Here is a 21,910-nt window from a genome sequence, read left to right as displayed (position 1 = left end):
GAGATGCAGAAGTCCGTTGTGTACTGGCTAACCGCAAACTACAAAGCGAGCGGCGCAGCGGTGGCAATGGACGCATCTCCGGCTGTGTTTATGCGTGACGCGATGAAGAAACTGGCTAAGCGCTGGACTAAATCATTCGACAACATTGCGCAGAAGCTTTCTGACAGGTTCGCTACCGATGCCATGAAGAACTCTGACGTGTCACTGCATAACACGCTGGAGACTGCTGGCTTCACGGTTGAGTTCAAAATGACCGCGCCGATGAATAATGCACTACAGGCGACCATTGCCGAAAACGTCGGACTGATACGCTCCATACCGGAGAAGTATTTCACCGAAGTAGAAGGTCTGGTGATGCGCTCTGTGGCTCGCGGTCGTGACCTGTCATACCTCACCGATGAATTGCAAAAGCGTTACGGCATCACCCGAAGACGCGCAGCTTTCATCGCGATGGACCAAAACAATAAAGCCACCTCTGTGATGCAGGCAGCACGCCAGCAATCATTAGGAATTGTCGAGGGGGAGTGGGAGCACTCTGGCGCTGGGAAACATCCCCGCCCATCGCACGTTAAGGCAGGTAAAGAGAAGCGCCGATTCCGCCTTGATAAAGGTTGCCTTATTGATGGGAAGTACATCCTCCCCGGAGAAGAACCTGGCTGCAAATGCGGGTGGCGTGCAGTAATCCCCGGCCTTAGTTAAACGGAATCATTATGAACCAAACTGAACGGTTGGCATTCGACCGCGCATCCGTGCGCACGTTTGATGGCAACGGCAGGCTTCAGGTAAAGGTCAGCAATATCAGCAAGGCCAACGTCTGCCCCTACTTCGGGCGAGAGATTCCAGGCGCTGATAAGTTAGGGCTGGACCCCGAGAAGATTTACCGACTCTGGCGACATCCTGACGAACTGAAGAAAGCCGTAGCGACATTCAATAACATCCCACTCCTTTCAATCCATACCCCTGACTTCCCCGGTGACCCACCTCGCGAATATCGCGTAGGGGTTACTCACTCGAACGCTGACTTTGACGGAACGTATCTCACTAACGGCCTGTCCGTGTGGGACAACTCAGCCATCGCCGGTATCGAGACGGAAGAGCAGGAAGAATTGTCTTCGTCGTACCAATACGTCGCTGACATGACCCCCGGTACGACACCAAATGGTGAAGTCTATGACGGCATCATGCGGGAAATTATCGGGAACCACGTAGCGTTGGTCGAAACAGGCCGCGCAGGAAGCGACGTATTGGTCGCAGATTCTTTACCACCGGAGTTAAAGCACATGAGCAAACGCAAAGCTGCGGCTATTCGTGCAACCGTTAAGCCACTACTGGCAGCGGATGCGGACATTGATGAGGTAGTGCGCAAGGCGCTTCTGGCTCTCGATGAAGCCGAAAAGGAAGATGAAGAAGAGCAGAAAAAGAAAACTGCTGACGACGAGGATGAGGACGAAGACGAAAAGGAGAAGAAAAAGAAACCGGCGTCCGACTCTGAAGAAGATGACGAAGAAGGCAAAAAGAAAAAGACCGCCGATGACGAAGACGATGAAGATGATGACAAGAAAGACGACAAAGTCTCCAAAACGGCTATGGACTCTGCGATCCGCTTAGCAGCTGACAGCGCAACCAAAAAGGCCGCTCAGAACTTCCGTGAAATCCGCGAAGCTGAACTGGCTGTTCGCCCTCTGATTGGCGACGTGGTGGCGATGGACTCAGCGGCTGATGTCTACCGTACCGCTCTTGAGCAGTCTGGCGTCGACATCAAAGGCGTCCACCCGTCCGCGTTCCCGTCACTGGTGAAGATGGCGATCAGCCAGAAAGAAAGCTCACGTCCTGCCGCTTTGGCTCAGGATTCCGCATCAATCAGCGAATTTGAGAAAGCATTCCCTACCGCTGGCAAACTGAAACGAGGTTTCTAACATGGCAGGTTTTCAGAGTGTAATTAACCAATATCCGGCCCCCGGTGTCGAAGGTGGCTTTGCCAGCACCAACCCGCACGCAACATTCCTAGCTGGCGAGGCTGCTCTCGTTGCTGGCACTGGCGGTGTGACCATCGGTCGCTTTGCATGGGCAGTCGATGGGGTGGCAACCAATACCGGCACCGGCGCACCTTCTGGCTTCGTCCATCGCGATGGTCAGGCGGTCATCACAGACTGGCTCGGCGCTGCTTCTAACGTAATTCAGAAAGGCCGTGAAACCACACTGATGGTTGCGGGTGACTTCTGGGCGCGTACTGCAACAGCAGCAACTCGTGGGCAGAAAATCTTCGCCGTGCTGGCAGACGGCACCGTGAAGACCGGTGCGGCAGGAGCAACCATTTCCGGCGCTGTTGAGACGCCTTTCTATGCTGGTAGCGCTTGCGACGCTAACGAGCTCGTTAAAATCAGCACCTGGAGCAAGTAATGAACGAATTTCAGAAACACTACGCCGCTGCGAGCGGCAAATACGGCATTGTTCTGCGAGACGCAGATCGTGCCCAGTACCTGAAGCCAGAGTTTGCAGAGAACTTCGCGCTGGCGATGGATGCTCAACCAACGATGGTCACCACTGGCAGTTCAGGTGTGCCAGCATTTTTTACTAACTATGTAGACCCTGAGCTGATCCGCGTACTGGTTACGCCGATGAAAGCAGCACAGATTTACGGTGAAGTAAAAAAAGGCGACTGGACCACGCTAACCGCGCAATTCCCAATCGTTGAATCTACCGGTGAGGTTAGCTCCTATGGTGACTACAACAACAACGGCATTGTAAGCGCCAACGTGAACTGGGTTCCTCGCCAGTCCTACCACTACCAGACTCATACTCGCTGGGGTGAGCGCGAACTGGATATGTACGGTGCCGCACGTATCGGTTATGCAGCGGAGCTGAATGTGGCTTCTGCTCTGGTGCTGAACAAGTTCCAGAATAAGAGCTACTTCTATGGCATCGCTGGCCTGCAGAACTACGGCGCATTGAACGATCCAAGTCTTCAGCCATCCGTTACGCCAGCACCAACCGGCACAAGCGGCAGCGTGGAGTGGGAAGATAAAGACGGCCAAGCCGTTTATGACGACATCTCTGGTCGCCTGTGGAAACAGTTAGTTGCGCAGACCAAAGGCTTGGTAGAGCGTACCGACCGCATCAAGTTGGGAATGTCGCCAACGTTGGAAGTGAATCTCACCAAAACAAACATGTACAACGTGAACGTTTCTGACCTCCTGAAGAAAAACTTCCCGAACATGACCATTGAAACGGCGGTTGAGTACTCAACGGATGCCGGTGAGATTGTTCAGATGATCGCCGAGCGCCTGGGTGAGCAGGACACCACTTACTCCGCATTCACTGAAAAGATGCGAGCGCATGCAGTGGTTACTGAAGAGTCATCCTGGAAGCAGAAAAAATCTGGTGGTACGTGGGGCACCATCATCCGTCAACCTCTGGCAATTGCCACCATGCTGGGAGCATAAAAAATGGCTGAAGTAGTTACTGTAGGTTGCAAGTTGCCTAATGGTCTGCTGATCGATGTGGATGGGAAAGTGGTACACCTTCTGGGAGCCAACTCATCAAACGTCATTGGCGGGTACGGTCTGACAGAAAACGTGGATAAAGACTATTTCGAGAAGTGGCTGAAGCAACATGCGAATCAGCGCTACGTAAAAGGCGAAATGGTATTTGCACAAGCCAAAACAAACAGCGCCCAATCCAAAGCCTCCGAAAACGCCAGTGTAAAAACTGGCCTTGAAGGTTTGCCGCAGGATAAGCCTGTTGAAGGCGTGGTGAAAGACGAAGAAGCCATGAAGGCTAAGGGTTAATCATGGCGATCGTTGTCTTTGATATTGCCGCATTCCGCGAACGTTACCCGGAGTTCGACACCGTAAGTGACACGTTGCTGAATGCGTATTTCGTAGAGGCAACGGTTTACCTTGATAACACAGACTGTAGCGCGGTGGCGGACCCTGCAATCAGGGCCGTCTATCTCAACATGCTTGTTGCTCACCTTGCAGCGCTGAATTCAGGCGTTAACGGGCAAGCACCATCTGGGTTGGTTGGGCGCGTAGCGAGCGCATCGGAAGGTTCAGTATCTGTATCACTTGGCGATGTTCCATCAAGCAGCGCGTCGTGGTGGTATCTGCAAACGCCTTACGGCGCAGCATACTGGCAAGCCACCGCAGCATACAGAACGGTTCGCTACGTGCCTGGCGCTTCACCATCAAACTATCCAGGCCATTATTACCGACGCGCTAACTGGCGGAGATAACCATGACTACTTTCAGTGGTGGTGCCGCGCTTGAGGCGAAACTGGCAGAGCTTGCTGAAAAGATTGGTGATGGAAAAACACTGAGGGTTGGATTTCTCGAAGGGGCAACCTACCCCGACGGGACTTCCGTACCTATGGTGGCCGCCGCCAACGAATTTGGCGACCCTGCAATGAATCGCCCGCCGCGTCCATTTTTCAGGAACATGATTGGCGATAAGTCTCCATCCTGGCCCGAAGACATGGCGAAAATCGCAGTAGCTACAGGATACGAGGCTGACACGATGCTTGGCATGATGGGCGAGCACATTAAGGGCCAATTGCAGGGTTCTATTCGTGACTTGATGGAGCCAGCCCTTTCTCCTGTGACCATCGCCAAAAAAGGCTTCGACAAGCCACTTATCGAGACATCCCACATGCTTAACAGCGTCGATTACGACATTAAGGATGGCGTATGAACCTGAGAGGCATCGCAAACAGCGCGACCAGCACAATCAACCCGAACGTGGCGGGAGTGTTCCAGGTTAACACCGGATTTACCACGCTACCCGGCGGAAAGAGAGTGCCTTCGTACAACAGCGTCGATGTGACCGTGCAGCTTCAGGAGTTGTCATCTACAGACCTGCGGCAAGTGGACTCGGTAAACATTCAGGGAATTCTGCGCAGCGCCTATCTCAATGGCAACTTCAATGGTGTGAACCGGCCTGAACAGAAGGGCGGGGACATTCTGATGATTGGCGCTGAGAAGTGGCTGGTCGTTAAGGTGCCAGAGCTATGGCCGGACTGGTGCCGGGTCATCATCAACCTTCAGAGGTCATAATAATGGCAACTCTCGATATCAAAGAGATTGACCTGCTTGTGCCGCTGCAGGCGTTCCTGATGGAAATCACCGGGCTGACTATTGACGACGTGCTGGACGGGCAGCAGAACCTTACTCCAATGCCGCTTGGCGACTTCATCGTGATGACTCCAATCAAACAGATTGGACTGTCTACAAACCGCGTGAAGTACGTTGATAACGGCGTGTATGGGGACGGGTTGCAGCAGAACCAGCGCAGTACGCAATGGCCTTGCCAGATTGACTGTTACGGAGAGAGCGCGGCGGACAACGCAGCAGTGATTGGGACACTCATCCGGTCAGATTTCGCTTGCGAATGGTTCCGGCAGAATGGCAGCACGCTATCCCCTCTTTACTGCTCAGACCCTCATCAAACCACGATGATTAACGGCGAGCAACAATACGAAAGCCGCTGGACGCTGGACTTCATCGGGCAATACAACCCGACGGTATCCACGCGACAGGACTTTATGGACAGCATCACCGTCGGCGTAATTGCCGCAGATTTAAAATACCCACCGGAGAGTGCATAAATGGCAATCCCATTACGCAAAGATATCCAGATTAACCCTGGCGTTTTGCCTGCGGGCGGTTCAGCGCTTGATCTGAATGGCCTCATCCTTACCGACAGCGGTTATGCTCCGGTAGGCACAGTTATTTCGTTCACTGCCAAAGAAGATGTAGCGGCCTACTTCGGCAGCGCGTCACCAGAATTCAGCATGGCTGAGGTGTATTTCCAGGGCTATGACAATTCCACCAAGACGCCGGGCGCTCTTTTATTTGCCCGATTCAACCCTGTATCAGCCGCAGCATGGCTTCGCTCTGGATCTATGGCGGCAGTGACGCTTGATCAGCTTAAGCTGCTGAGCGGCGTTCTCACTTTGAGTGTAGATGGTACTTCGCATACCTCGGCCAGCATCGACCTGAGCACCGCAACCAGCTTTGCACAGGCCGCAGACCTGATTGAAACAGGAATCGGCTCCAGCGTAACCGTTGAGTTCGATACCACCCAAAAACGCTTCATCATCACCTCAGCAACCGCAGGCGATGCAAGCACTATCACGTATGCAACCGGGACATTATCAGCAGGCCTGAAACTGACTGCCGCAACCGGCGCCACCCTTTCGCAGGGTGCCGATGCTGCAGTAGTTACCGAGTCAATGCAGTCCGTGCTGGATGCGTCGCAGAACTGGGCCATCTTCACCACCTCATTCACTCCTGATGAAGATCAGGCGCTGGCATTCTCCTCTTGGGTGAATGGTCAGAATTACCGGTTTGGCTACGTGCCATTTACGCTTGAAGAGTCGGCGCTTGTATCAGGTTCAACAGATACGATCGCATACCAGATTATTGAGGTGTTCGACTACTCCAACGTCATTCCGGTATACGGCGACCAGAGTCACGCTGCCAGCGTTCTTGGCTACGCAGCATCACTCGACTTTGACCGACAGGAAGGTCGCGTACCATTTAAATTCCGCTCTCTCGGTGGCCTGCTGCCTGAGGTGACCACATCAGCGAATTACGATGCGCTGATTGCCAACGGGTACAACTTCTACGGCGCGTACACGGCTAACAACTATGACACGCGGTACTGGGCTGACGGCACTGTAACCGGTGACTTCAAATGGTTCGACTCCTTCTGCTTCCAGATTTGGTTGAACGCCAATCTGATGCAGGATGCGATCGAGCTGTTCCAGTCCAACCGCAGCATTCCTTACAACGCGCGCGGCAAGGCAATCATCGAGGCTTCATTCGCTGACACCCTGAATCAGGGCATTACGTTTGGCGGCATCCGTACAGGCGTTAACCTTTCAAGCTCTCAGATTTCTGAGATTCAGAACGCAGTCGGCGCGGATATCTCCCCATCGCTGATCGCCAAAGGCTACTACCTGTATATCGCCGACGCTACGCCTACCCAGCGTCAGGAGCGCACAAGCCCAAGTATGACCCTCTGGTACTGCGACGGCGGTTGTGTGCAGAAAATCACTCTCGCCAGCATTGAGGTGCAATAAATGTCGAACACTATTACAAGCGCTGATGCAATCTTTGCCCTCACCGTTACCAACCTGTTCCCCAGTGCGCAGACTCTTGAGGGCTACGCGGCTGACGCGATGTTTGCGCTGGGCGATACAGAGATGGCCGTAGGGGTTCGTGGTGCCGACGGCAAGCTTTCCGGCGGGTTCGTGTTTGGTGAGTACCTCCAGACGATCACCATCATGCCCGACAGCCCATCGCGGGATATGTTCGAGACCTGGCAGCTAACCTCGCTGACGTCGAAAGCGATCTTCCGATGCAACGCGACAATCATCCTCCCGGCAATCAGCCGTAAATTCACGCTCACCAACGGCATCCTGCAGCGCGTTAAGGCCATTCCTGATGCGCAGCGCGTACTTCAGGCGATGACCTTTCAGATTAATTGGGAGTCGGTAATTGGAGAAAATTACGCCGCTTAATCTATAGCTCCGTAATTATCCCTGAAGTATTTAGCAAGCTCATAAGCGGAAGAGGCTGAATCGGCATTATCGTAACTACCAAGAAACCTTTTCCGCCCATTGCAGCTAATGTGAGCCGTGAATTTGCCGCTGTCTTTTCTCTTGTGAACACCGGAGTATCCGGATGTGTTGGTTCTGGCTAAGGGTAAATTCCTCATGTTTTCCCTGTGAGAAACATCCCTTAAGTTAGATATTGCATTGTTAGTCTTACATCGGTCTATGTGGTCAATACTCCCAACAGGGAAGTTTCCGTAAACATATAGCCATGCCAGTCGATGCAGAAGGCACAATTTACCATCGACAGAAACCTGCAAATAACCATATGAGTCACGGTTACCAACAATGTCGCCCACTTTGGTGCGCATTGCTGTTCGTACTTTCCGCGTAAAAATGCCGGTTTCAGGATTGTAATCAAAGAGTTCCCTTACTCGGCTGGCAGTAATAATCATATTTGTAATTCTCCGGCTACAGTACACAGTTAATTATATCATAAATGGGCTAAATAAATGGCACGTAAAGAAATTTACTACACCGTCGAGGAAAAAGGCCGTGACCAGGGCAAGGTGTTCTTCATTCGCGAAATGGCTGCTTCACAAGCTGAATGGTGGGCTATCCGCGCAGGACTGGCGATGGCTAAGAACGGCGTTAATCTTCCGGATAACTTTTCAGATATGGGCATGGCAGGCATGGCAAAAGTCGGCCTCGCTATGGTGGCTCAAATCCCGCCAGAAGATGCACGGCCTTTACTGGACGAGTTGATGGCGTGTATTCAGGCAGTTCCGGATCCATCGAATCAAAGTGTAAAGCGCAAGCTTATTGATGATGATACTGAGGAGGTCGTTACGCGATTGAAATTGCGCAGCGAAGTCTTCAAGTTGCACGTTGATTTTTTGACCGCCACCGCCAGTTAGACATCCCTCCTGTAATGGGTCAGCAGATCCACGGTCTCGCTGATTACGTCAATGTCCCTAAGACAATTGCTATGGTTCTGTCATCGGGCAAGTGCTCGCTGACAGAGCTCAGCACTACGCTTGGCGTTCAGGATTTATGGTGGTGGCTTGAGATAATTACCATCGACAATTACAACCAAATGGTCGTCGAAAGGGCGAGCGAGGGCTGGTGATGGCAACAGTAATAGACGCCCTGGTTGTCACGCTGGGCCTTGATGCTTCTGGATTCAAGAAAGGAAAGAACGAGGTCTCAGAAGGTTTAGACCAGACGAGAGAGAAGGCAGAATCAACCGCCAAGGACATGGAGGTTTACGGCAAAAAAGCCTCCTCGTTCTTTACCAGTATAGGCAAAAGCATGCTGGCATTGGCCGGTATCGCGTTGAGTGCAAATGGTGTTAAGAATTTCATTAATGACACCACAAAATCACTTGTCGATTTGGGTGTGCAGGCGTCAGCAATAGACACGTCGGCAAAGGCTCTTGATGGTTGGGTTAAGTCGGCCGACGCGGTTGGATCCTCTGCGGCATCAATGAGCTCGAATTTGCAGAAATTCCAGAGTTCGATGTCTCAATTTAACTCAGGATTCGGTGCTGATGACACGCTCAATACCCTGTTCGCGTTTAGTGCTCAAACCGGAACAAAATTCGACACCAATCAGAACGCCAGTCAGATCATGCAGTATCTGGCGGAGAACTGGAATAAGCTCAATACGAACCAGCAGCGCATGTACGGGCAGAAACTTGGTTTCGATAATGCAACGGTTCAGGGGCTGTCAAACGGACGGATGCTAGACCTTCAGAAGTCTTTCGAAGGGACTTCAAGGCAAACGGATAACCTGACTGAGAAGGGTAGGAGGCTGCTTGAGCAGTTCGTAAGGCTGCGGCAGTCGTGGGAATCCACATCTCTCACCCTGTATGAAAAACTACTCCCAGCCGTATGGAAGATTCTAGACGCTCTGAACGATTTAAGTGAGTGGGTAGATCGACATGGGCCGGAAATAAATGCCTCGTTCGATGAGCTTGGGAAAACATTCTCCATCCTCTGGAAGGATGTTACTGATGTCTCAAAAGCTATCGGTGATTTGCTGAGCATCGATACAAAGAACTGGTCGCTCTCCGCAGACATCAAAAACCTGAACGAGAATCTAGATGAGGGTCGACAAACTGTCCAACTCATCATTGATGCGTTCAAAAGCCTCTTTAATCTGGATTTCTCAACCTTTGGTGAAAAGGTTCAGTCTCTATTTAAAATGGGCGGCGGTAAGGATGATGCACTACCCGGTGTGAGCGACAGTGCAAACGCGACTGCTGACTGGATAAAAGACAAGACCGGTTTCGATACCAGGAGTGTTGGAAAATGGCTTGGGGAAAAGGCTGAAGGCCTGAAAAATCTTTTCTCTGGTGAAACATCGAGACTCGAAAAGCAGTATGGCCTGCCAGAGGGTTTGCTGGATGCTCAGGTGACTCAGGAGTCGGGATGGAATCCTAATGCGGTTTCTGGTGCTGGCGCGAAAGGACTAATGCAGTTTATGCCTGGCACGGCGAAAGACTTCGGCATTCATGGTGATGAATTTGATCCAATGAAATCGCTTGAGGCTGGCGCTAAGTACATGGGTTCCCTTCTTCAGAGGTACGGTGGTGACCTGCAGAAAGCTCTCACTGCTTACAACTGGGGGATGGGTAATCTTGAGAAAAAAGGGATGGGCAATGCCCCGGAAGAGGCAAGGAATTACGCGCCTCAAATAATCTCAAGAATGCAGGCGTCACAGAGATACAGCGGGTCATCTTCTGGCGGCGGGCAGGGTGGTACTAGCATCACATTCCAGAACACCACCATCAAGACCGATGCGAGAAGCCTTGAGAGCCTTGCGAAAGATGCGGCATCCAAAGGTATGGCCCAAAGCAGCCTGACGCAATCATTTCTCACGGGGCAAAACAGCTGATGTTTAATCTCAATGAAACAACGCTTCTCAGCGCGATAAATAGCGGCAACATCTTCTCGATAATCAACAGTACTCTTTCGCCTGGTTATGGGGTTTACCTCAAATCAGGCCTAAGGGCGCTATCTCCATCATCCTTCCTTGGGGTGGAGTATGGGGCTGATGCAACAGTGGTATCAGCTCCAATCGAGAGAGGGTCGTACACCTCGTTCAACAAGGTGAAGCGACCTCCCATTATCAGGGTGATATTCACTCTTGAAGGATGGACTGGATTTAGCGGAAGCATCCCAAACCTGACTAATTTCACGCTAACCAGCCGCTCAGACATGCTGGCGGCGCTGGATGCGATGGTTGACGATACAGTGCTGTATGACATTGAAACGCCAGACACCACCTATGAAGATTACGATCTCGTGCGTTACAACTACCGCACATCCTCGCAGGAAGTAACGCTATTAACGGTAGAAGCAATATTTCAGGACATCATGCAGGAGGCCGAGGTTGGATTATCTAACACCACGGCTAACAATCAGCCATCACAGAACGATAAATCCAAAGGCGGAGCGGTCGACGCCAAGCAGATTAACGCAAATGCAACTGATAGCACCCTTGATGATGTGACGGGAGCTCTTACCGGGCTGAAAACATCACTTAGTAGCGCAGCAGTTAAGGTGGCTACATCTGTTACCAAATCAGTAGGGGATGCGACGTCAGGATTGACAAGCGCAGTTAATGGGGCCGCCAGCTCAGCAATAGAAAATCTATCAAAGACGGTCGATGAACTGGTCAAGGGGTTGTCCTGATGCAGACAATATCGCTTCAACCAGTTAAGGGGCAGACTTTACAGATTTCTCTGGGTGGACAACGCGTGACGCTCAGGATTAACCAGAGAACCACAGGGATGTTTATCGATGTTGCTTTAAGCGGCATATGGATAGCTCAGGGAGTCTTGTGCCTTAACTGCAACAAAATTGTCAGGTATCCGTACCTCAAGTTTAAGGGGGAGTTGTTTTTTGCTGATACGAAAGGCGATCTTGACCCTGTTTATGACGAGCTAGGCTCACGGTTCAAGCTTTTCTACGCGACAGAAGAAGAGATGAGCAATGTCCTATAAAAAGCGCAACATTAAAATCCAGTTCACTCTGACAGACCAGGTGTTTGACGGCTCTCAGGGGCCTTCTCAGGACAACGTTCTCACCATTGAAAATGCTAAGGCTGTCGTTGAGTACAACGGATATGGAGGTTCTGCGCTAACCACGCTGTCATGCAGGGTGTACGGACTGAACCTAAGCAACATGGCAAAGCTGAGTTATGCAGGGAATCTTAGGGGGCCAACGAAGAATAATTACATGAAGGTCTGGGCCCAGGATGAGCTCATATTTGCCGGGACGATAACATTTGCCACAACTGACTTTAATGAAGCGCCAGATGCCCCTCTGGTAATCGAGGCTCATGCGCTAGGCGCTGAAAGGTCTCTTCCTTCACAGCCACTCTCGGTTGAGGGGAGCGTCGATGTCATTGATGCGATAAGGTCAATTGCCGATCCCCTTGGGATTATGGTTTCCGTGCTTGAGGATATTAAATTCCCCATCAGCAATCCTCATGTGGTTGGCGACCCTGTTAGTCAGATCATCCAGTTAGCGAAGGCTGCAAACCTGAATATTGACTGCAGCACGGGAGTAATTCGCATCTGGTCGATCAAAGGTTCATGGGATGACATCGTTCCTTTTGTCTCTAAAGAGCATGGACTGATTGGCTATCCGACATGGACCAGAGACGGCCTTTACCTCACGACAATGTTCTCATCAAACCTCATCGCCCCCCGGAAGATGAAGCTTGAAACAGACCTTCCAGGCGCATCTGGGATGTACACAATAAACACCGTCAGGCACATCATTTCATCATGGGTGGAGGGCGGCCCGTGGTTTTCATTTATTGTGGCAAACCAAGAATCGGAGCAATAAATGACCCAGAAAGGTGAATTTTCATTCAAGCCGCAGGATGTTAACTGCGAGGCAAACATAAATGAATTCATTTTCAACACTCTTATGTCTCGCCATTCGTTTGTCCAACTGGTCATTGTCAAGAAGGTGAAAGCCGGTCCGCTACTCGATGTCATGCCATTGGTCAGCGGATTTTCTGCTGATGGATCGCGAGTTGATAACTCGACAGTTTTCAACGTCCCGGTATGGCGTCTCCAGAGAGGGGCCAGCGCCGTAATCATGGACCCGATAGAGGGTGACATTGGTTTGATGCTCTGCTGCGACAGGGATATCACAAAAGTTCGCGATGAAAAGAAGGAATCACTTCCAGCATCTAAGCGAGTGCATAGTAAGTCGGACGGTATTTATTTAGGCGGAGTGCTGAATGCAGAGCCAAGCCAGTATGTGAAGTTTTCCAACGACGGCATCGATATCGTCTCGCCCCTTCTGGTCAACGTAAACGGCAATGTGGTGTCAATCAACGCAGAAAGCCGAGCCGAGATAAATGCGCCGCAGATATTGCTCAACGGTCAGGTTGGGCAGGGCGAAGGTAGTTATGCCGGTACCGCGCACTTCAAGAACAAAGTTACGTCAGATGTAGATTTCCAGGCTGGTGACATATCGCTTGTTGGGCACAGAACCTCTGGTGTCCAGACCGGTGGAGGAACATCAGGCACCCCAGTCCCATAACCCGCTCCGGCGGGTTTTTTATTGCCCGGAGTTTACATGCTCACTAAATCATTCCAGCTGGTTACTGAAAAGTGGGACATCTCACTGGACGACACCGGCAGCATCACTATCACCTCAAACCCCTACGCAGTGGCTCAGGACGTAGCCTGCGCGTGCTCAACCTTTCTCGGTGAGGCGTGGTATGACACCACCTTGGGGATACCGTATTACGAGCGCATTCTCGGTCACTGGCCCGGCACTCAACTAATCAATACGAAGATGGCTACCGAAGCCAAAAAGCTCCCGTACGTCCAGTCAGCGTTCTGCACAACCACTGTGGGGAAAGTTGACCGCTTAGCATCAGGCGTAATGACCATCACCGACACGAACAACATCCAGACCACAATCCAATTCTGAGGTAACAAATGGCTGAAGTAACAGTTAGCACAGCCGTCCCCTCTGTCACGTTTTCCGATACCGGCATCGCCGTTCCTGATGAGATAGACATTCTCAATGGGCGTTTAACTGACCTTGATACCGCTATGGGCGGCGGGATGAGTAAGAACCTTACCACTCCTCAGGGCCAGATCGCCATGAGCGACACGGCTATCATCGGCGACAAGAACGACAATCTGGCATGGCTGGTTAATCAGATTAACCCTGACTTCGCTGAAGGCCGTATGCAGGATGCGATCGGACAGATTTACTTCATTGACCGGATTGCGGCGATCGGGACAACGGTAACGGCGACGGCTACCGGCCTGGTGGGAACTGTAATCCCGGCTAACAGCATTGCGCAGGACGCCAGTGGTTATCTCTATTACTCACTGGCTGATGCAGTTATCCCGGCATCTGGTGCTGTTGATATCGTTTTCCAGAATCAGGCAACAGGGCCGATCGCCTGCCCAATTGGGGCGCTTAACACTATCTACCGAGCTATCTCTGGCTGGTCTGGAATAAACAATGCTACCGCCGGTGTACTCGGTAACGAGGTAGAAAGCCGGGCCAACTTTGAATACCGACGCAAGCAGTCAGTAGCTGGTAACTCCAATAATCAGCTCGGCGCAGTATATGCGAACGTCCTGGCTGTACCAGGAGTGACTGATGCGTACGTGACTCAGAACAACACCGGCCTGACCGTGGAGAAGGGATTCACAGACTTTGAGCTTGAGCCTCATTCACTTTATGTGAGTGTGTACGGTGGGGCATCGGCAGACATTGCAAAGGCGATCTGGCAGAAGCTCCCCCCGGGACCGTCAATGGTTGGAAACACGAGCTATACCGTCGTCGATGACGTGAACTATGTCCAGCCCTATCCAGAGTACGAAATTAAATGGCAGACCCCTTCTGCGGTCAGCGTCTATTTCAAGGTTGAGCTCGCCAATAACAACGCGCTGCCAGGCGATATTGTAAACAGAGTTCGCACCGCCGTTCTGATCGCATTCAATGGCGAGGATGGCGGCACTCGGGCAAGGATTGTCTCGACTATCTACGCTGGCCGCTACTATGCCGGTGTTCAGGCTATCGACAGCGATAATGTGGACATCTTCAGCATCACGATCAGCAGAGACGGGACCACTTACCAGACTTCTGCGTCCTTTGGCATCGATGAGGTGCCTACGCTCGATGCAACTAACATCTCGGTGACACTGGCATGATAAACGTCGCGGATACCATTCTGACGCAATATGCCGACAGCCAGAAGCTTAAATCCCTAATCTACTCGTTCAATGAAGCCGTAGGCATTGAAGGTTTTCTGGATGATTTCTACGACATCATCTGGAACATCCAGACAGCCGATACCTATGGACTGGATGTGTGGGGGAAGATCGTGGTTGTCGGCAGGCAGCTGACGGTAACAGAGAACCAGATTTACTTCGGCTTCAACGAGGCATCGTCCGACCCGGTTCTCGTTGATGACCCTCAGCCATTTAATCAAGCACCTTTCTATTCAGGCGAGCTTTTAACATCAACCGTAACTCTCACAAATGACGTTTACCGCAAGCTGATCATGATGAAGGCTGCGGCCAATATTTCAGACTGCACAATCCCAAACCTCAATAAATTGCTGATGTTCATGTTTGGCAGCAGCGGGAAGTGCTACGTCAGAAATGATGGTGAGATGGTCATGAGTTACGTGTTTGAGTTCCCTCTGTCAACGGCTGAGTTAGCCATTGTTCAAAGCTCAGGTGCGCTTCCCGCCCCGATTGGGGTAACAGTTAATATCGTTCAGCAGGTATGACATGAACTCTTCTGATACCCCATCACGAATTGTTAAAGCATTTGGCGTTAACGGCCTTAAAAACACCATTCCCGCAGACTCCAGCACGACAACAGATAACAACGGCGTAGCGACCTTTGATAAAGGCTTTCCGCCGATCACCATGCAGCCACTTAGCGCGGGTGGTATTCCACCATCTGGCAAGGATATGAACGGAACTCTTTATTCCGTCACACTTCAGCAGCAGTGGCAGAATGCCGGGATGACATACCCCTTCAGCCAAGAATTTTCGGATGCGGTTAGTGGATACCCGAAAGGAGCTATTGTCCCAAGCTCTGTGTATACAGGGCAGTGGCTAAACCTGAACGAAGCAAATGTGACATCTCCTGAATCAGTTACTGGGGCGAGTACGGGATGGGTACCAATTAATAACTATGGCGTAACTCAGATTACGATGACATCCGGCAGCATAGTTATGTCATCTCTGCAGGCAGCAAAAGACCGAATCATTATTTCTGGAACCTTATCCGCAAACGTGAATCTTATTTTCCCAGCGTGGATTAAATCCTGGGTTGTGCACAACAACTGCACGGGTAATTTCACAATCACCTGTCGAACAGCATCAGGCTCTGGTGTGGTGGTTATTCCTGGCCTTGTTTCCCGACTTTTTTGCGACGGAGTAAACATCAGTGATGAAACCTACAACCCAAATAACGACATGGTGGGAGCAGTAATAGGGTTTGCTATGAATGCCGCCCCTACCGGATGGCTTGCATCCGATGGGGCAGAAGTAAGCAGAGTGACATACGCGAGACTTTTTTCACGTATAGGAACAATTTATGGCCCTGGAAACGGAACTACAACATTTAATCTTCCTGATTATCGAGGCGAATTCCTAAGAGGTTTAGATAATGGGCGAGGTATAGATCCATCCAGAGCTATAGGATCACGGCAGTCACAACAAGCATTAGATCACTATCACTTTCTGCCAACAGTTGGTTTAAATGGAAATGACGGTGAAATGACTGCTGTATTCTCAGACAATACAGCAGCTATGCAATATTTCCCATCAGGGACTAATGATTATAACCAAAACCCAATAGCAGGAACTGTAATAAGGACATATCGAGCATCAGCGACAATTGGTGGCACTCAATTTGGCGCCGAAAACCGCCCACGAAATGTGTCGACTCTCTATTGCATAAAATATTAAGGGCTTGAAATGTCTATTTCAGATACCTCAAACGCAAAAAGATATGCATCTATTGCAGAAGTGGCAGCGGCCTCGGCCAAGTTAAGCGCAGAAAAACTTGAACAAGCTCCTGATTACGCTGCGCAGGCCGCAGCTTCAGCCTCCGCAGCTGCATCATCTGCACAGGTAGCCATTTCTGCTGAATCAGTTGTTAGATCGCTGGAAATTTCTGCAAGTGAGTCAGCAACAGAGGCTGCGGCATCAGCAGCAGAGGCGGGAAATGCAGCAAGCGCAGCAGTTGGGCAGTGCATAAGAGTTCCAGATGGTGAGTTGATTGGTGAGCTACCTCCGGTCGGTTCAAGGCAGAGTATGGTAGTTTCTTTTGCGGGTGATGGAAGCTTGCTTGCAAAACCACTGTCAGACTTTGCAATTCTTGACGAAAATGGGAAAATACCAGTATCACAAATTCCATCAATAGCGCTTAACGAGCCCTTCGTTGTAAGTAGTCAGGCTGAAATGTTAGCGCTGGATGCTCAGGTTGGCGATATTGCTAAACGCACAGATCTTGGATATTCATTTTGTCTTGCTGCACCACCGGCATCAACTCTGTCTAATTGGGTCCAATTAACTGACGATGTACTTTCTCAGTTAGGACAGTCATCTGGCGCAGGAATGATTGGGGCTTTAGATGCGGAAGGGGGGGGATCTACAGTCCAGTCGGTTCTAAATTCTAAGGTTAGTCATTTAGAGCTAACATCTATTAACGGCGCAGCAATAATAGGTAGTCGAAGCTCTTCCGGCGAAAACATCAGTGTTCAGCACGCTCTTGACGATAAAGTTGATTCATCAGAATTGATTTCATCCTCAGGTGCTGAATTGATATCGAATGGAGAGAGTCTATTAACTGGGTTCTTGTATCACATACCAGAGGAATTTGATACTGTTGGTATGGATGATGCAATTTCAGAATGTTTTGCAGCGTCAGCAGCAGATGGTAGAACAATATGGATACATGGAGATAAATCATTATCGTCAGCTAAGAACCTGCCTGATGGTAGAAAAATACTTAATGATGGAATTATAACATCATCGGAGAATGGCAATCTGCCAGTTCTCTGGATTGGTAATAATACTACAATAAAAGGTGGTAAACTTATCAGTACTGGCCGCTCTCAGGCCGCCAGATCAGAAGGGAAGAAAGGTTTTACCATAGATGGTGTATCGGCGGAAAGTACATATATCACATCGTCTACTCTGCCAGCTTATGCTTTCGATTTTTATAATTCTACAGATTTTTCTATTAATAATGTTACAGCATCTGGATATACTGGAGGAGTTGGGCTATCTAATACAAATCGAGTCAAACTTTCTGGTATGAATTTCCAGAACATGAAGTATCATCCTGATCTTGTAGCGGGTGGGTATGGAGTTCTAATTCAAGCATCCACAAGCACAATAGTAAGTGATTTATTTTTTAAGGTTGGTAGTGATGGGTATGGTAGGCATGGGGTTTATCAAAGTGCATCAGGAGGTGTAGGTGGGACTACTGGCGGTTCTGGGTCTGTTAATACCATAGTTAAAGGAGTAATCCTTGATTACTCTAGCCAGCCAGCAACAGTTACCCCTCCAGGCGGCATAAACATTCGTAAGAACGACCGCGGCATTTACACAAATGTCATTATTGATGGATCTAGAATTACCGCCAATGCTGAGAACGGAAACATCGCAGCCCAGTTGATTACTTCAAATATTGTGGCGTCTTACAAACATACTTCCAATCCTGCATATGGTGTCATTCTAGAGGACTCAGGCTCGTACAGACCTAGAGGCAATATGACCAGCAACAACCTCATTTCGGTAGGAGTTAAAGCTGGTTCCGGTCAAGACACAAGCTTGTGCTATGCGATTGTGGTTGCTGGACAAGATAACTCATATGTTGGGAACATAACTAACGTACCTGATGCTTCGTATCCTTATCTGGTAAGAGGTAATGCAACTAATTGCCTGATAAGCGGCGGAATGGATTATGGTCCCGCACCAGGGAATGGCGTTTCTTTTATCATTTTTGAAGGTACGGTTTCAAATATTGCAATTAAAGGCTGCAAAACAAACAGGCCATGGTTTAAGAGTGGAAACCTGGCAGGAGTTACGGATCTAACTGTTGATTGGTCCAGGATGTGCGCCGTCGCTGTTAACGGCGGCGCGGCAACATATGACGATGCAAATGAATTGATAGCATCAACCGCAATCAATGCAAGCAACATAGTGGTTACATTCAACAGCCATGTGACTGTATCGGCATTAGCAACTGCCGTTGTGTCAACAAGGAAAACCACAGCCATGACAATTCCTGTCATCACAGTGAGGTCCGGTAAGACACTGACAATTGAGTTATACAGTCTCGCGACTGGTTCGCAGATAAACCCAACCACAACTGCATGTGCAGTAACTATAACGCTGACAGCATGATAAAAGCGGCTCATTTGAGCCGCTATATTCATCGATAGAATTTTAGTCGGTGGTTGTAGACGAAAAGAGTTATGAATTCATAATTGAGCACTTCATCAGGGGTTCCGTATGACTCTTTTGCCTTCCTCATACATTCTTCCTTATCAGGGCACACGTACCCGGTAGAGAATGCTATGAATTGGCGTTTCGGTGACTTTTCCTGGAATGATTTTGCATACCAGTGGCGTAATGTCTGCGGCCTTGCGTATACAGCATTAATGCCATGATCTGCGTTCCCAGCAGCAGGGATGATTATGATTCTTCCACCTGATACCCAGTTTATCTCCATTGAGTTATGCCAGAACTCGCCATATCCGTAGGATAGGTCATGACTGTCTAAGAAGGATATGTATCTTTGCAAGCTGTCAAATTTCGTATGATCATTAATTTTTCCAGAGGAATAAGAATTAATCGACGTGACAATAAACATCAAAGCAATAATGCAGGATATCTTCCTTACAAGGCCAGTTGCGAAAATTATGCATAAGGCTAACGCACAAGGTGCGATGTTAACAAAGTACCTTGCTGAACCTATTTTGAATAAATTGTTTATTAAAATATAAGAGGATAGTATACCTGCGATGGACAGCAGTAGTGCAATCACAATGTAGCTTTTTTGATTTCTTGATTTAATGGCATTCACTGAAACAACACAAATAACTATCACCCAAATCAAAATAGATGCATACCAGGCCCACTGTTCTTGTACAAGGAAAATGTTTAGTGTTTGACCAAGGACTTTCACCAGCATTTCTATATTATCAAGCATCCCATCTAATGAAACCGGGAGCATACTCTGTTTTTCAATCCCCAGTGCAACTGGAAGAATGTGAAGGTATCCGACTACGAACGCAATGGCGTAGATCGTCACATGAGAGAACCCTTTTCTGTTTTTTAACAGAATGAGCATCTCAGTTAGAATTATCGGTATCAGATAGCTTGGTGCCACCCACATATCAGATGATATAGCGATAAACATGATGGCAGCAGAAATAATTGATAGCCACACACTGCGTTTATTTATGTTTATTGAAAAAATTAGTAACGCCAAAACTCCATATGCATTTGTTGAGTAATGTGCGAATGGGTGAGCAATAAAGCCGTGCGTGTACATAATCTCAGGCATGAACGCAATGCTAAAGGTCAGCAAAATTGCAGGAACGACTCCAGAATTTATCTCAGCGATTTTAAAAAATCCATATGCAACTAAAAAACTAAAAACCGCCGTAGCAAAAGTCAGTACACCTGGACCATCGCTTTGAGTTATCCAAAACAGAAGGAAGTGAACAGGATAAACGCTAAAATACCAACTATCAGGAGTTGGCCTCCAGTCCTTCAGTGTGTTTGCAAAACCGTTGTCGTGAATGCTTCTCCACACAAGAGAGCTATTAGCGAAGTCAGCATTGACAGTGCTTCTGAAATACCTTTCTGTAAGGAAGTAGATGCAAACGAATGTTAAGAAAAGAGCAATGCTCTTGATGACGTCATATCTTCTGCCAGTGAGATAGGCATTCATTTTTTAGCTCCATTTTTTAAAACATATCGAGGCCTGTTTTTTACCTCAACATAAATCCTGCCAATATACTCACCCAAAACACCAATCCCGATTAACTGGATGCCGCCAAGGAAAAGAATAGATACCAGAAGTGACGGATAACCCCGCACCGCATTGCCAAAGGCCAGAGTATCTATAATCATCCACGCTCCGTACATGAATGCCACGCCAGCTACGAATAGTCCAATGTAAGTCCACATACGCAATGGGAACGTTGAGAAGCTTGTGATACCCTCAAGAGCCAGGTTCCACAGTTTCCAGCCGTTAAACTTTGAGTCACCGGCAACGCGCTCTGCTCGTGCGTATTCCACGACGTCAGTACGACCTCCAACCCAGCTCAGAACACCTTTCATAAACAGGTTGCGCTCAGGCATAATCTTGATGTTTTCTACAACATCACGTGACATAAGACGGAAGTCGCCAACGTTTTCCTCAATCTTCGGGTTGCTGATTTTGTTGTGCAACTTATAGAACCACTCGGCCGACTTTCGCTTAAGCCTTCCATCAGTTGACCTGTCTGTACGCTTGGCAAGAACCATCTCCGCACCCGACTGCCACTTTTCGATAAGGTGAGGGATAACCTCAATCGGATCCTGCAGGTCAACGTCGATAGGAATCACTGCATCGCCGGTTGCATGGTCAAGCCCGGCAAAAAGTGCTGGCTCCTTGCCAAAATTGCGGGTGAACGACAGCGGAATCACAAGGCTGTCAGAAACGGCCAAGGCATTAATAATGGACTCAGTGGCATCTTTGCTGCCGTCATTGATAAAGACTATTTCAACTTCATGCTCTTTCAGTTCATCAAATTCGCGAACTGTTTTATAAAAAATGGGTATCGCGTCTTCCTCATTGAAGACAGGAACGACCAGAGAGATTTTCATTTTGCATCCCTGAAGACGATGTATTTTGAGTAAATGAATCCGCATACCAGGCTAATCGCGGAGAAGAGTATAAGAGTTACGATTGGAGCCATCCCAGACTTATCGGCTGCCCAGCCAACTGCCGCACTCAATGAACCCATGAAGCCAACATACAGCATGTAGCGCATGGTCGTGGTTTGTGCTTTGAAGGTGAATCTTGCATTGGCGAAGAAACTGAAACTGACTGCAAAAACGAACCCGGCGAAGTTAGCCAGCGCCTGGCTGCTGTGGAAAGCATAAATACAGATAGCAAACACAACCCAGTGAATGAGCGTGTTGATAATGCCTATCGATGTGTACTTGGCAAATAACTTTAACATTATAGAAATCAGTGAATTCGGAAAGGTCTGAAGTGTAGCACCAGACAACCACTTGATCGACCCTCAACATTAACGATACTGTATATGCATACA

26 protein-coding genes are annotated in these 21,910 nt (G+C 49.3%); 22 read left to right on the top strand and 4 right to left on the bottom strand.

From position 1 onward, the window contains the following. Nucleotides 1–3 precede the first annotated feature (3 nt). The 11 genes from QQF33_RS16470 to QQF33_RS16420 are packed head-to-tail and all read left to right on the top strand — an operon-like array spanning nucleotide 4 to nucleotide 7,522. Nucleotides 4–699, top strand: coding sequence for a phage head morphogenesis protein (locus QQF33_RS16470; RefSeq protein ID WP_285158210.1), 696 nt, complete (start codon nucleotides 4–6; stop codon nucleotides 697–699). 11 nt (nucleotides 700–710) lie between these two features. Continuing rightward, nucleotides 711–1,916 (top strand): DUF2213 domain-containing protein, encoded by a 1,206-nt coding sequence (locus tag QQF33_RS16465; protein ID WP_285158209.1) that lies wholly within the window; start codon nucleotides 711–713, stop codon nucleotides 1,914–1,916. A 1-nt stretch (nucleotide 1,917) separates the two neighbouring features. Beyond that, complete coding sequence (locus QQF33_RS16460) at nucleotides 1,918–2,400, top strand: structural cement protein Gp24 (RefSeq protein ID WP_131489475.1); 483 nt, start codon at nucleotides 1,918–1,920, stop codon at nucleotides 2,398–2,400. Next, the gene (locus tag QQF33_RS16455; protein ID WP_285158208.1) at nucleotides 2,400–3,443 is read left to right on the top strand and encodes a DUF2184 domain-containing protein; all 1,044 of its coding nucleotides are present in this window, start codon (nucleotides 2,400–2,402) and stop codon (nucleotides 3,441–3,443) included. The genes QQF33_RS16460 and QQF33_RS16455 overlap by 1 nt, the downstream gene beginning before the upstream one ends. 3 nt (nucleotides 3,444–3,446) lie before the next feature. Further along, nucleotides 3,447–3,788, top strand: a complete 342-nt coding sequence (locus QQF33_RS16450; RefSeq protein WP_131489473.1) for a hypothetical protein — start codon at nucleotides 3,447–3,449, stop codon at nucleotides 3,786–3,788. Between the two features lie 2 nt (nucleotides 3,789–3,790). Beyond that, the gene (locus QQF33_RS16445; protein WP_285158207.1) at nucleotides 3,791–4,234 is read left to right on the top strand and encodes a DUF4054 domain-containing protein; all 444 of its coding nucleotides are present in this window, start codon (nucleotides 3,791–3,793) and stop codon (nucleotides 4,232–4,234) included. Between the two features lie 2 nt (nucleotides 4,235–4,236). Continuing rightward, nucleotides 4,237–4,689 carry a hypothetical protein gene (locus QQF33_RS16440; protein WP_285158206.1) on the top strand — a complete coding sequence of 151 codons (453 nt, stop codon included), beginning with the start codon at nucleotides 4,237–4,239 and terminating at the stop codon, nucleotides 4,687–4,689. Next, nucleotides 4,686–5,051 carry a hypothetical protein gene (locus tag QQF33_RS16435; RefSeq protein WP_285158205.1) on the top strand — a complete coding sequence of 122 codons (366 nt, stop codon included), beginning with the start codon at nucleotides 4,686–4,688 and terminating at the stop codon, nucleotides 5,049–5,051. Before QQF33_RS16440 ends, QQF33_RS16435 begins: the two co-directional genes overlap by 4 nt. Next, nucleotides 5,051–5,602: a phage neck terminator protein gene (locus QQF33_RS16430; RefSeq protein ID WP_390888483.1), complete on the top strand. Its 552-nt coding sequence runs from the start codon at nucleotides 5,051–5,053 to the stop codon at nucleotides 5,600–5,602. The genes QQF33_RS16435 and QQF33_RS16430 overlap by 1 nt, the downstream gene beginning before the upstream one ends. Then, complete coding sequence (locus QQF33_RS16425) at nucleotides 5,603–7,081, top strand: DUF3383 domain-containing protein (protein WP_285158203.1); 1,479 nt, start codon at nucleotides 5,603–5,605, stop codon at nucleotides 7,079–7,081. After that, nucleotides 7,082–7,522 (top strand): phage tail fiber protein, encoded by a 441-nt coding sequence (locus tag QQF33_RS16420; RefSeq protein WP_285158202.1) that lies wholly within the window; start codon nucleotides 7,082–7,084, stop codon nucleotides 7,520–7,522. It begins immediately after the preceding gene. Here the strand turns inward: QQF33_RS16420 and QQF33_RS16415 are convergent. Continuing rightward, nucleotides 7,519–8,010 carry an HNH endonuclease gene (locus QQF33_RS16415; RefSeq protein WP_285158201.1) on the bottom strand — a complete coding sequence of 164 codons (492 nt, stop codon included), beginning with the start codon at nucleotides 8,008–8,010 and terminating at the stop codon, nucleotides 7,519–7,521. The genes QQF33_RS16420 and QQF33_RS16415 overlap by 4 nt on opposite strands. Nucleotides 8,011–8,067: 57 nt before the next feature. On the opposite strand from QQF33_RS16415, the gene QQF33_RS16410 reads away from it, so the two are divergent. The 11 genes from QQF33_RS16410 (at nucleotide 8,068) to QQF33_RS16355 (ending at nucleotide 18,983) form a co-directional block, all read left to right on the top strand. Beyond that, nucleotides 8,068–8,472 (top strand): hypothetical protein, encoded by a 405-nt coding sequence (locus QQF33_RS16410; protein ID WP_285158200.1) that lies wholly within the window; start codon nucleotides 8,068–8,070, stop codon nucleotides 8,470–8,472. 211 nt (nucleotides 8,473–8,683) lie between these two features. After that, nucleotides 8,684–10,453: a lytic transglycosylase domain-containing protein gene (locus QQF33_RS16400; RefSeq protein WP_285158198.1), complete on the top strand. Its 1,770-nt coding sequence runs from the start codon at nucleotides 8,684–8,686 to the stop codon at nucleotides 10,451–10,453. After that, nucleotides 10,453–11,253: a hypothetical protein gene (locus tag QQF33_RS16395; RefSeq protein ID WP_285158197.1), complete on the top strand. Its 801-nt coding sequence runs from the start codon at nucleotides 10,453–10,455 to the stop codon at nucleotides 11,251–11,253. The genes QQF33_RS16400 and QQF33_RS16395 overlap by 1 nt, the downstream gene beginning before the upstream one ends. Further along, complete coding sequence (locus QQF33_RS16390) at nucleotides 11,253–11,564, top strand: phage baseplate plug family protein (RefSeq protein WP_285158196.1); 312 nt, start codon at nucleotides 11,253–11,255, stop codon at nucleotides 11,562–11,564. Before QQF33_RS16395 ends, QQF33_RS16390 begins: the two co-directional genes overlap by 1 nt. Further along, nucleotides 11,554–12,414 (top strand): hypothetical protein, encoded by an 861-nt coding sequence (locus QQF33_RS16385; RefSeq protein WP_285158195.1) that lies wholly within the window; start codon nucleotides 11,554–11,556, stop codon nucleotides 12,412–12,414. The genes QQF33_RS16390 and QQF33_RS16385 overlap by 11 nt, the downstream gene beginning before the upstream one ends. Further along, nucleotides 12,415–13,122 carry an oxidoreductase gene (locus tag QQF33_RS16380; protein ID WP_285158194.1) on the top strand — a complete coding sequence of 236 codons (708 nt, stop codon included), beginning with the start codon at nucleotides 12,415–12,417 and terminating at the stop codon, nucleotides 13,120–13,122. It abuts the gene before it with no gap. 36 nt (nucleotides 13,123–13,158) lie between these two features. Beyond that, a complete protein-coding gene (locus QQF33_RS16375) occupies nucleotides 13,159–13,518 on the top strand; it encodes a hypothetical protein (RefSeq protein ID WP_285158193.1) in 360 nt (119 codons plus the stop codon). 8 nt (nucleotides 13,519–13,526) lie between these two features. After that, on the top strand, nucleotides 13,527–14,759 hold the full coding sequence (locus QQF33_RS16370) for a baseplate J/gp47 family protein (RefSeq protein WP_285158192.1): 1,233 nt from the start codon (nucleotides 13,527–13,529) through the stop codon (nucleotides 14,757–14,759). Beyond that, nucleotides 14,756–15,343 (top strand): DUF2612 domain-containing protein, encoded by a 588-nt coding sequence (locus QQF33_RS16365; RefSeq protein ID WP_285158191.1) that lies wholly within the window; start codon nucleotides 14,756–14,758, stop codon nucleotides 15,341–15,343. Before QQF33_RS16370 ends, QQF33_RS16365 begins: the two co-directional genes overlap by 4 nt. Before the next feature lies 1 nt (nucleotide 15,344). After that, nucleotides 15,345–16,535, top strand: a complete 1,191-nt coding sequence (locus tag QQF33_RS16360) for a phage tail protein (protein ID WP_285158189.1) — start codon at nucleotides 15,345–15,347, stop codon at nucleotides 16,533–16,535. Between the two features lie 9 nt (nucleotides 16,536–16,544). Further along, nucleotides 16,545–18,983, top strand: a complete 2,439-nt coding sequence (locus QQF33_RS16355) for a hypothetical protein (protein ID WP_285158188.1) — start codon at nucleotides 16,545–16,547, stop codon at nucleotides 18,981–18,983. A gap of 28 nt (nucleotides 18,984–19,011) precedes the next feature. Here the strand turns inward: QQF33_RS16355 and QQF33_RS16350 are convergent, their stop codons facing one another. The 3 genes from QQF33_RS16350 to QQF33_RS16340 are packed head-to-tail and all read right to left on the bottom strand — an operon-like array spanning nucleotide 19,012 to nucleotide 21,817. Beyond that, entirely contained in the window at nucleotides 19,012–20,538 is a 1,527-nt protein-coding gene (locus QQF33_RS16350; RefSeq protein WP_285158187.1) for a hypothetical protein, read from the bottom strand. Next, nucleotides 20,535–21,458 carry a glycosyltransferase family 2 protein gene (locus QQF33_RS16345; RefSeq protein ID WP_285158186.1) on the bottom strand — a complete coding sequence of 308 codons (924 nt, stop codon included), beginning with the start codon at nucleotides 21,456–21,458 and terminating at the stop codon, nucleotides 20,535–20,537. The genes QQF33_RS16350 and QQF33_RS16345 overlap by 4 nt, the downstream gene beginning before the upstream one ends. Then, nucleotides 21,455–21,817, bottom strand: coding sequence for a GtrA family protein (locus QQF33_RS16340; protein ID WP_285158185.1), 363 nt, complete (start codon nucleotides 21,815–21,817; stop codon nucleotides 21,455–21,457). The genes QQF33_RS16345 and QQF33_RS16340 overlap by 4 nt, the downstream gene beginning before the upstream one ends. Nucleotides 21,818–21,910 lie beyond the last annotated feature (93 nt).

The organism is Lelliottia wanjuensis, assembly GCF_030238365.1.
GTDB classification, from domain to species: Bacteria; Pseudomonadota; Gammaproteobacteria; order Enterobacterales; family Enterobacteriaceae; genus Enterobacter; species Enterobacter wanjuensis.
The sequence above is the reverse complement of the archived record's forward strand: the minus strand, read 5'-3'. Positions and strand labels throughout refer to the sequence as shown.

What these genes read in the sequence shown, in the direction of transcription:
- QQF33_RS16470 (WP_285158210.1), top strand. Translation starts at nt 4, where the DNA reads ATGCAGAAGTCCGTTGTGTACTGGCTAACCGCAAACTACAAAGCGAGC.
- QQF33_RS16465 (WP_285158209.1), top strand. Translation starts at nt 711, where the DNA reads ATGAACCAAACTGAACGGTTGGCATTCGACCGCGCATCCGTGCGCACG.
- QQF33_RS16460 (WP_131489475.1), top strand. Translation starts at nt 1,918, where the DNA reads ATGGCAGGTTTTCAGAGTGTAATTAACCAATATCCGGCCCCCGGTGTC.
- QQF33_RS16455 (WP_285158208.1), top strand. Translation starts at nt 2,400, where the DNA reads ATGAACGAATTTCAGAAACACTACGCCGCTGCGAGCGGCAAATACGGC.
- QQF33_RS16450 (WP_131489473.1), top strand. Translation starts at nt 3,447, where the DNA reads ATGGCTGAAGTAGTTACTGTAGGTTGCAAGTTGCCTAATGGTCTGCTG.
- QQF33_RS16445 (WP_285158207.1), top strand. Translation starts at nt 3,791, where the DNA reads ATGGCGATCGTTGTCTTTGATATTGCCGCATTCCGCGAACGTTACCCG.
- QQF33_RS16440 (WP_285158206.1), top strand. Translation starts at nt 4,237, where the DNA reads ATGACTACTTTCAGTGGTGGTGCCGCGCTTGAGGCGAAACTGGCAGAG.
- QQF33_RS16435 (WP_285158205.1), top strand. Translation starts at nt 4,686, where the DNA reads ATGAACCTGAGAGGCATCGCAAACAGCGCGACCAGCACAATCAACCCG.
- QQF33_RS16425 (WP_285158203.1), top strand. Translation starts at nt 5,603, where the DNA reads ATGGCAATCCCATTACGCAAAGATATCCAGATTAACCCTGGCGTTTTG.
- QQF33_RS16420 (WP_285158202.1), top strand. Translation starts at nt 7,082, where the DNA reads ATGTCGAACACTATTACAAGCGCTGATGCAATCTTTGCCCTCACCGTT.
- QQF33_RS16415 (WP_285158201.1), bottom strand. Translation starts at nt 8,010, where the DNA reads ATGATTATTACTGCCAGCCGAGTAAGGGAACTCTTTGATTACAATCCT.
- QQF33_RS16410 (WP_285158200.1), top strand. Translation starts at nt 8,068, where the DNA reads ATGGCACGTAAAGAAATTTACTACACCGTCGAGGAAAAAGGCCGTGAC.
- QQF33_RS16400 (WP_285158198.1), top strand. Translation starts at nt 8,684, where the DNA reads ATGGCAACAGTAATAGACGCCCTGGTTGTCACGCTGGGCCTTGATGCT.
- QQF33_RS16395 (WP_285158197.1), top strand. Translation starts at nt 10,453, where the DNA reads ATGTTTAATCTCAATGAAACAACGCTTCTCAGCGCGATAAATAGCGGC.
- QQF33_RS16390 (WP_285158196.1), top strand. Translation starts at nt 11,253, where the DNA reads ATGCAGACAATATCGCTTCAACCAGTTAAGGGGCAGACTTTACAGATT.
- QQF33_RS16385 (WP_285158195.1), top strand. Translation starts at nt 11,554, where the DNA reads ATGTCCTATAAAAAGCGCAACATTAAAATCCAGTTCACTCTGACAGAC.
- QQF33_RS16380 (WP_285158194.1), top strand. Translation starts at nt 12,415, where the DNA reads ATGACCCAGAAAGGTGAATTTTCATTCAAGCCGCAGGATGTTAACTGC.
- QQF33_RS16375 (WP_285158193.1), top strand. Translation starts at nt 13,159, where the DNA reads ATGCTCACTAAATCATTCCAGCTGGTTACTGAAAAGTGGGACATCTCA.
- QQF33_RS16370 (WP_285158192.1), top strand. Translation starts at nt 13,527, where the DNA reads ATGGCTGAAGTAACAGTTAGCACAGCCGTCCCCTCTGTCACGTTTTCC.
- QQF33_RS16365 (WP_285158191.1), top strand. Translation starts at nt 14,756, where the DNA reads ATGATAAACGTCGCGGATACCATTCTGACGCAATATGCCGACAGCCAG.
- QQF33_RS16360 (WP_285158189.1), top strand. Translation starts at nt 15,345, where the DNA reads ATGAACTCTTCTGATACCCCATCACGAATTGTTAAAGCATTTGGCGTT.
- QQF33_RS16355 (WP_285158188.1), top strand. Translation starts at nt 16,545, where the DNA reads ATGTCTATTTCAGATACCTCAAACGCAAAAAGATATGCATCTATTGCA.
- QQF33_RS16350 (WP_285158187.1), bottom strand. Translation starts at nt 20,538, where the DNA reads ATGAATGCCTATCTCACTGGCAGAAGATATGACGTCATCAAGAGCATT.
- QQF33_RS16345 (WP_285158186.1), bottom strand. Translation starts at nt 21,458, where the DNA reads ATGAAAATCTCTCTGGTCGTTCCTGTCTTCAATGAGGAAGACGCGATA.
- QQF33_RS16340 (WP_285158185.1), bottom strand. Translation starts at nt 21,817, where the DNA reads ATGTTAAAGTTATTTGCCAAGTACACATCGATAGGCATTATCAACACG.